5 protein-coding genes are annotated in these 5,726 nt (G+C 70.2%); 3 read left to right on the top strand and 2 right to left on the bottom strand.

Going from position 1 to position 5,726, the window contains the following annotated elements; genetic code table 11:
• Together G6022_RS15420 and G6022_RS15415 are read left to right on the top strand one after the other, a co-directional pair.
• The coding region (locus G6022_RS15420; RefSeq protein ID WP_187701391.1) for an SDR family NAD(P)-dependent oxidoreductase at window positions 1-850 on the top strand (850 nt) is incomplete at its 5' end.
• On the top strand, window positions 847-1,242 hold the full coding sequence (locus G6022_RS15415) for a hypothetical protein (RefSeq protein WP_346995241.1): 396 nt from the start codon (window positions 847-849) through the stop codon (window positions 1,240-1,242). The genes G6022_RS15420 and G6022_RS15415, both read left to right, overlap by 4 nt.
• A gap of 87 nt (window positions 1,243-1,329) precedes the next feature.
• Here G6022_RS15415 and G6022_RS15410 read toward each other — a convergent pair whose 3' ends face one another.
• Both G6022_RS15410 and G6022_RS15405 read right to left on the bottom strand, forming a co-directional pair.
• The gene (locus G6022_RS15410) at window positions 1,330-4,371 is read right to left on the bottom strand and encodes a class I tRNA ligase family protein (RefSeq protein WP_182691934.1); all 3,042 of its coding nucleotides are present in this window, start codon (window positions 4,369-4,371) and stop codon (window positions 1,330-1,332) included.
• 326 nt (window positions 4,372-4,697) lie between these two features.
• Complete coding sequence (locus tag G6022_RS15405; RefSeq protein ID WP_182639998.1) at window positions 4,698-5,195, bottom strand: DoxX family protein; 498 nt, start codon at window positions 5,193-5,195, stop codon at window positions 4,698-4,700.
• Between the two features lie 96 nt (window positions 5,196-5,291).
• Here G6022_RS15405 and G6022_RS15400 point away from each other — a divergent pair.
• Window positions 5,292-5,726, top strand: a 435-nt coding sequence (locus G6022_RS15400; protein ID WP_182691932.1) for a MarR family transcriptional regulator, incomplete at its 3' end; no start/stop codon positions are given.

The following is a 5,726-nucleotide window of genomic DNA, read 5'->3' as shown; positions in this document are numbered from 1 at the left end:
CAGGGGGGTGGCCACCGCGCTCGCCGACGCCGGCTGGACCGTGTACGTCACCGGACGCTCGGCCGAGCGACTGCAGGCCACGGTCGACGCCGCGGCCGGCGCCTCCGGCCGGGTGCTCCCCCTCGAGTGCGACCACGGCCGGGACGACGAGATCGTCGCCGTCGTCGCCCGCATCGTCGCCGACACCGGGCGCCTGGACCTGCTGGTCAACAACGTGTGGGCCAACCCCAAGGGCTTCATGGGGTTCAACGGCACGTTCTGGGAGCGGCCCGCCGGCGACTGGGACGCCCTCATGGGCGTCGGTCTGCGCGCGCACTACGTCGCCAGCTGCGAGGCCGCCAAGGTGATGGTCCCGCAGGGGTCGGGCCTGATGGTCAACATCTCGTCCTTCGGGTCGCGCTCGCCGTTCCACACCGTGCTCTACGGGATGAGCAAGACCGCCCTGGACAAGATGGCCTCGGACATGGCGCACGAGCTCGTCGGGACCGGCGTGTCCACCCTGTCGCTGTGGCTCGGCCTCATCCGCACCGAACTCATCCTGTCGTTGGGGATGGACGACTTCAACGGCTTCCCCCTGGACCGGGCCGAGGACCCGACCTTCGTCGGCCGCGTGATCGCGGCACTGGCCGACGATCCGTCGCTGCCGGCGCTGAGCGGGTCCACGGTGATCACGGCCGAATACGGTCGCGAGCACGGGGTGACGAACGACGACGGCGAGGTGCCGCTGTCGCACCGGGGCGCCTTCGGCGGTGGTCCGCTCTTCCCGCCGGTGACGGACGAGCAGCTGGGGATCACGACGGTCGACGAGGTAGCCGAGGCCGGCGGGCACAACGGATTCGTGGGGAGGTGACGGTGTCTCCCCGAGGGATCGGCGAGTTCGACGACCCGCTGGAGCGCCTCGAACGCAACGAACGCCAGGCCAGCCAGGCCATCCGCTACGTCCTGCTGTCCGCCTCGGCCGTGGTCATCTTCGCGGTCGCGCTCGTCGCGGTGGGCGGCGGCATCGGCGAGGAGTGCACGGAACCCGGCGGCACGTGCCTGACCTCCGACCGGGTCGAGGTGGTGCTGCTGCCGCTTCTGCTGTCGGTGATCCTGTCCGTGACCGCGGGGGTCAAGACCTACCGGCGGTGGAAGCAGCACATCAGGTGGCGGCCGTGGCTGTTCGCCAGCTACGCCATGTGGATGATCACCACCACCTACCTGATCGGCTCGTCCTCGGCGGTGTTCGTGCAGGTGGGCTGACCCCTCCACCCGACCGGGACCTCACACCTCCCGGCCCTCTCACGGCCCGGCCCTCACACCGCCCGGCCCTCACACCTCCCGGCCCTCTCACGGCACGATGTTGACCATCTTCCCCGGCACCACGATGACCTTCTTCGGGGTCGCCCCGGCGAGGTTGGCCTGCACCTTCTCGTCGGCCAGGGCCGCCGCCTCGACCTCGGTCGGCGTCGCGTCCGCAGGGACGGTGATGCGCGAGCGCACCTTGCCCTTGATCTGCACCGGGTACTCCACCGAGTCCTCGACCAGGTAGGACTCGTCGTGCTCGGGGAACGGGCCGTGGGCCAGCGACCCCGTGTGCCCGAGCCGCGACCACAGCTCCTCGGCCAGGTGCGGGGCGACGGGGGCGACCATCAGCACCAGAGGTTCGACGGCCGACCGCGGCGCTCCCGGCCCCTCGGTCGGGTAGGCCTTGGTGAGGTGGTTGACGTACTCGATGAGCTTGGCGATCGCGGTGTTGTCGCGCAGGCCCGCGAAGTCGTCGCGGACCCCCGCGATGGCCTTGTGCAGCGCCTTGAGCACGTCCTGCGGCGGCTCCTCCTCGGTCACCCGGGCCTGCCCGGTGGACTCCTCGATCACTACTCGCCACAGCCGCTGCAGGAAGCGGTGCGCCCCCACGACGTCCTTGGTGGCCCAGGGCCGTGAGGTGTCGAGCGGGCCCATGGACATCTCGTACACGCGCAGCGTGTCGGCGCCGTACTCGTCACAGATCTCGTCGGGCGAGACGGAGTTCTTGAGCGACTTGCCCATCTTCCCGTACTCCTGGAACACCTCGGGAGCGTCCGGGGAACCGTCCAGATAGAACTTCCCGTCCCGCTCCTCTACATCTGCAGCAGGCACGTAGACCCCGCGCGAGTCAGTGTAGGCGAACGCCTGGATGTACCCCTGGTTGAACAGCCTGCGGTAGGGCTCCTCGCTGGTCACGTGGCCGAGGTCGAACAGGACCTTGTGCCAGAACCGCGAGTAGAGCAGGTGCAGCACGGCGTGCTCGACTCCACCGACGTAGAGGTCCACTCCCCCGGGGTCGCCCTCGCCGTGGGTCTCGGGCCGCGGACCGGTCCAGTAGCGCTCGTTCTCCAGCGCGCACAGCTCGTCCGGGTTCGTGGGATCGATGTAGCGCAGCTGGTACCAGCTGGAGCCCGCCCAGTTGGGCATCACGTTGGCGTCGCGGGTGTAGGTCTGCACGCCGTCGCCGAGATCCAGCTCGACGGTCATCCACTCGGTGGCCTTGGCCAGCGGCGGGGAGGGCATCGAGTCGGCGTCGTCGGGGTCGAAGGACACGGGCTTGTAGTCCTCGACCTCGGGCAGCTCGACGGGCAGCAACTCGTCGGGCAGCGCGTGCGGGACGCCGTCGGAGTCGTAGACCACGGGGAACGGCTCGCCCCAGTAGCGCTGGCGGGCGAAGAGCCAGTCCCGCAGCTTGTACTGGACGGTCCCCTCCCCCGTGCCCTCGCCCTCCAGCCAGGCGATGGTCGCGGCCTTGGCCTCGTCCACGCCCAGACCGTCGAGCGACAGCCCGCGCTCGTTGGTCGAGTTCACCGCCACGCCGTCACCCGCGTACGCCTCGGCCCGCACGTCCAGCTCGCGCCCGTCGGCCGGGGCCACCACCTGCACGATCGGCAGACCGAAGGCCGTGGCGAACTCGTGGTCCCGGGAGTCGTGGGCGGGCACGGCCATGATCGCCCCGGTGCCGTAACCCATCAGCACGTAGTCGGCCACAAACACCGGGACCTGCTCGCCGTTGACCGGGTTGACGGCGTAGGCACCGGTGAAGACGCCGGTCTTGTCCTTGTTCTCCTGGCGCTCCAGATCGGACTTGGTGGCGGCCCGGCGGCGGTACTCCCGCACGGCCTCGGCCGGCGAGGAGTGCCCGCCGGTCCAGCGCTCGTCCAGTTCGCCGGCGGAGCCGCCCACACCGTCCACCCCGCCGGCGGCGACGGTCTCAGGCCAGAACGGCCCGGCCAGCTCGTCGACCAGCGGATGCTCGGGCGAGAGCACCATGTAGGTGGCACCGAACAGGGTGTCCGGGCGGGTGGTGAACACCTCGATGGACCGATCCGCCACGGCGAAGCGGACGCGGGCGCCCTGCGAGCGGCCGATCCAGTTGCGCTGCATGGACTTGACCTTGTCGGTCCAGTCCAGACGGTCCAGATCGTCGACCAGCCGATCGGCGTAGGCGGTGATCCGCATCATCCACTGGGAGAGGTTCTTACGGAACACGGGGAAGTTGCCGCGCTCGGAGCGCCCCTCGGCGGTGACCTCCTCGTTGGCCAGCACCGTGCCCAGCCCGGGGCACCAGTTGACCTGGGAGTCGGACAGATACACCAGCCGGTGCGAGTCGAGGACCTTCTCCTGCTCGGCCGCGGTCAGATCGGGCCACTCCCGTCCGGTGAACCCGGCCGGCAGCGGGCGGGCACCGGAGACGAACTGCTCGCGCAGCTCGGCGATGGGCCGGGCGCGGCCGGTGCGCGTGGGGTGCTCGCCGCCGTCGGTGGTGCGGGCGGGCGCATCCGGGTCGTACCAGGCGCCGTGGATCTGCAGGAAGATCCACTGCGTCCAGCGGTAGAACTCGGTGTCGGTGGTGGCCACCACGCGCCTGCGGTCGTGGCCGAGCCCCAGGCGCCCGAGCTGGCGCTCCATGTTGACGATGTTGGCCTCGGTGGTGACCCGCGGGTGCTGGCCGGTCTGGACGGCGTACTGCTCGGCGGGCAGTCCGAACGCGTCATAACCCAGGGTGTGCAGGACGTTGGTCCCGAGCATGCGGTGGTATCGGGCGAAGACGTCGGTGGCGATGTACCCCAGCGGGTGTCCCACGTGCAGGCCGGCGCCGGACGGATACGGGAACATGTCCTGCACGAAGAGCTTGTCCTCGGGCGGTGACGACCCGTCGGCGGCCGCGAGGGGCCCGACGGGGTTGGGGGCCTCGAACGTCCCGTGCTCGGACCACTCGCGCTGCCAGCGGGATTCGATCCGGCCGGCGAGGTCGGCGCCGTAGCGGTGGGCGGGCCCGGCCTGGTCGGTCTGCCCGGACTGGTCGGTCTGCGCGCCGGTGGCGGACTGATCTGCGGTGACGGTCTCGTCGCTGCTGCTCACGGTTGTCTGCTCTCCCTGGATCCTCGCCGGTGCCCACACGCAGGCTTCGGTCAAGCCTAAACCCTGGAGCGGGTCGGGCCTCGTCAGCGTGTGAGCACCGCCCCTCGGGCGCGGGCCGCCCGTCGCCGAGGACCGAGGCTCCCACCCGTGGAGAACCGGGAGTCCCACCCGTCCGGAAGAGCGTTCCGAACGCGTTTCGCGAGTGCGGAGTGTGCGGAACGCTCTTATCGATGCGGCCTTGTCGAGGTGCTCTCGTCGATGCGGCCTTGTCGATGTGCTCTCGTCGATGCTGCCTTGTCGATATGCTCTCGCCGGCCCGCTTCGGGTCAGGCCGTCGTCCTCCGGGCCCCGGCGGCGCGAAGGCCCGCGATCAGCGCGTCGAGGCTGTAGCGACCGGTGCCGACCAGGCCGAAGACGGCGACGGCCAGCCCGATCACGGCGACGAGCTCCCAGCCACCGTTGGTGGCGTAGATCCCCGCGCCCTGGTGGACGAACAGGTAGGCGCCGAACATCACGACGACGACGAGGACCGCGACGACCTGGGTGAGCAGCCCCAGCACCAGCAGGATCCCTCCGGCCAGCTCGACGACGCCCGCGAACACCGCGGCGGTCTGGGCTGCGGGGATCCCGACGGAGTCGAAGAACTGGCCGGTCGCCCCTGCGCCGTTGGTGACGAGCTTCTCCCAGCCGTGCGCGATCAGGACCACACCGAGCAGGACCCGGGCGAGCAGCAGGCCGATATCGCGGACGATCCCGGGCACGGGGAACAGGCGGGTCTCGGCCGCGGCGCCACGGGAGGAGGGGACGGTCGTCGTGGTGCTCATGTCTGTGGTCCTTTCGGGTCACACATCCGGATGATGCGTCACACACTTCTATCCCCGCACTAGGTGTCGTGTCAACTATGAGGGTAGAGTGAAGTCATGACCGAACCGCTGCCGAGCGACCACGTGAGATGGCTGACCGACGAGGAGAAGGCGCTCTGGCGCCACTACCTCGCGATCCAGGGGCGCCTTCACCTGGCGATCCAGCGCGACCTCAAGGCCACCTCGAGCCTGACGGAGCCGGAGTTCGAGGTGCTCGTGTACCTCAGCGAGGCCGACGGCCCGCTACGGATGACCGCGCTGTCCGACGTCCTGCAGTGGGAACGCAGCCGGCTCTCCCATCAGGTGACCCGCATGGTCCGGCGTGGACTCGTCCAGCGGACGAGCTGCCCCACCGACGGCCGGGGCGCGTTCGTCTCCGCGACCGAGGAGGGCATGCGGGAGATCGCGGAGGCCGCACCCGATCACGTCGCCACCGTGCGCCGGGAGTTCCTGGACCGGCTCAGTGAGCAGGACAAGCGCGAGCTCGCGCGA

It is taken from the genome of Dietzia sp. Cai40, assembly GCF_014145165.1.
GTDB lineage: Bacteria > Actinomycetota > Actinomycetes > Mycobacteriales > Mycobacteriaceae > Dietzia > Dietzia natronolimnaea.
The sequence above is the reverse complement of the archived record's forward strand: the minus strand, read 5'-3'. Positions and strand labels throughout refer to the sequence as shown.

Coding starts and splice junctions, on each gene's coding strand:
- G6022_RS15405 (WP_182639998.1), bottom strand. CDS start 5,195: ATGAGCACCACGACGACCGTCCCCTCCTCCCGTGGCGCCGCGGCCGAG.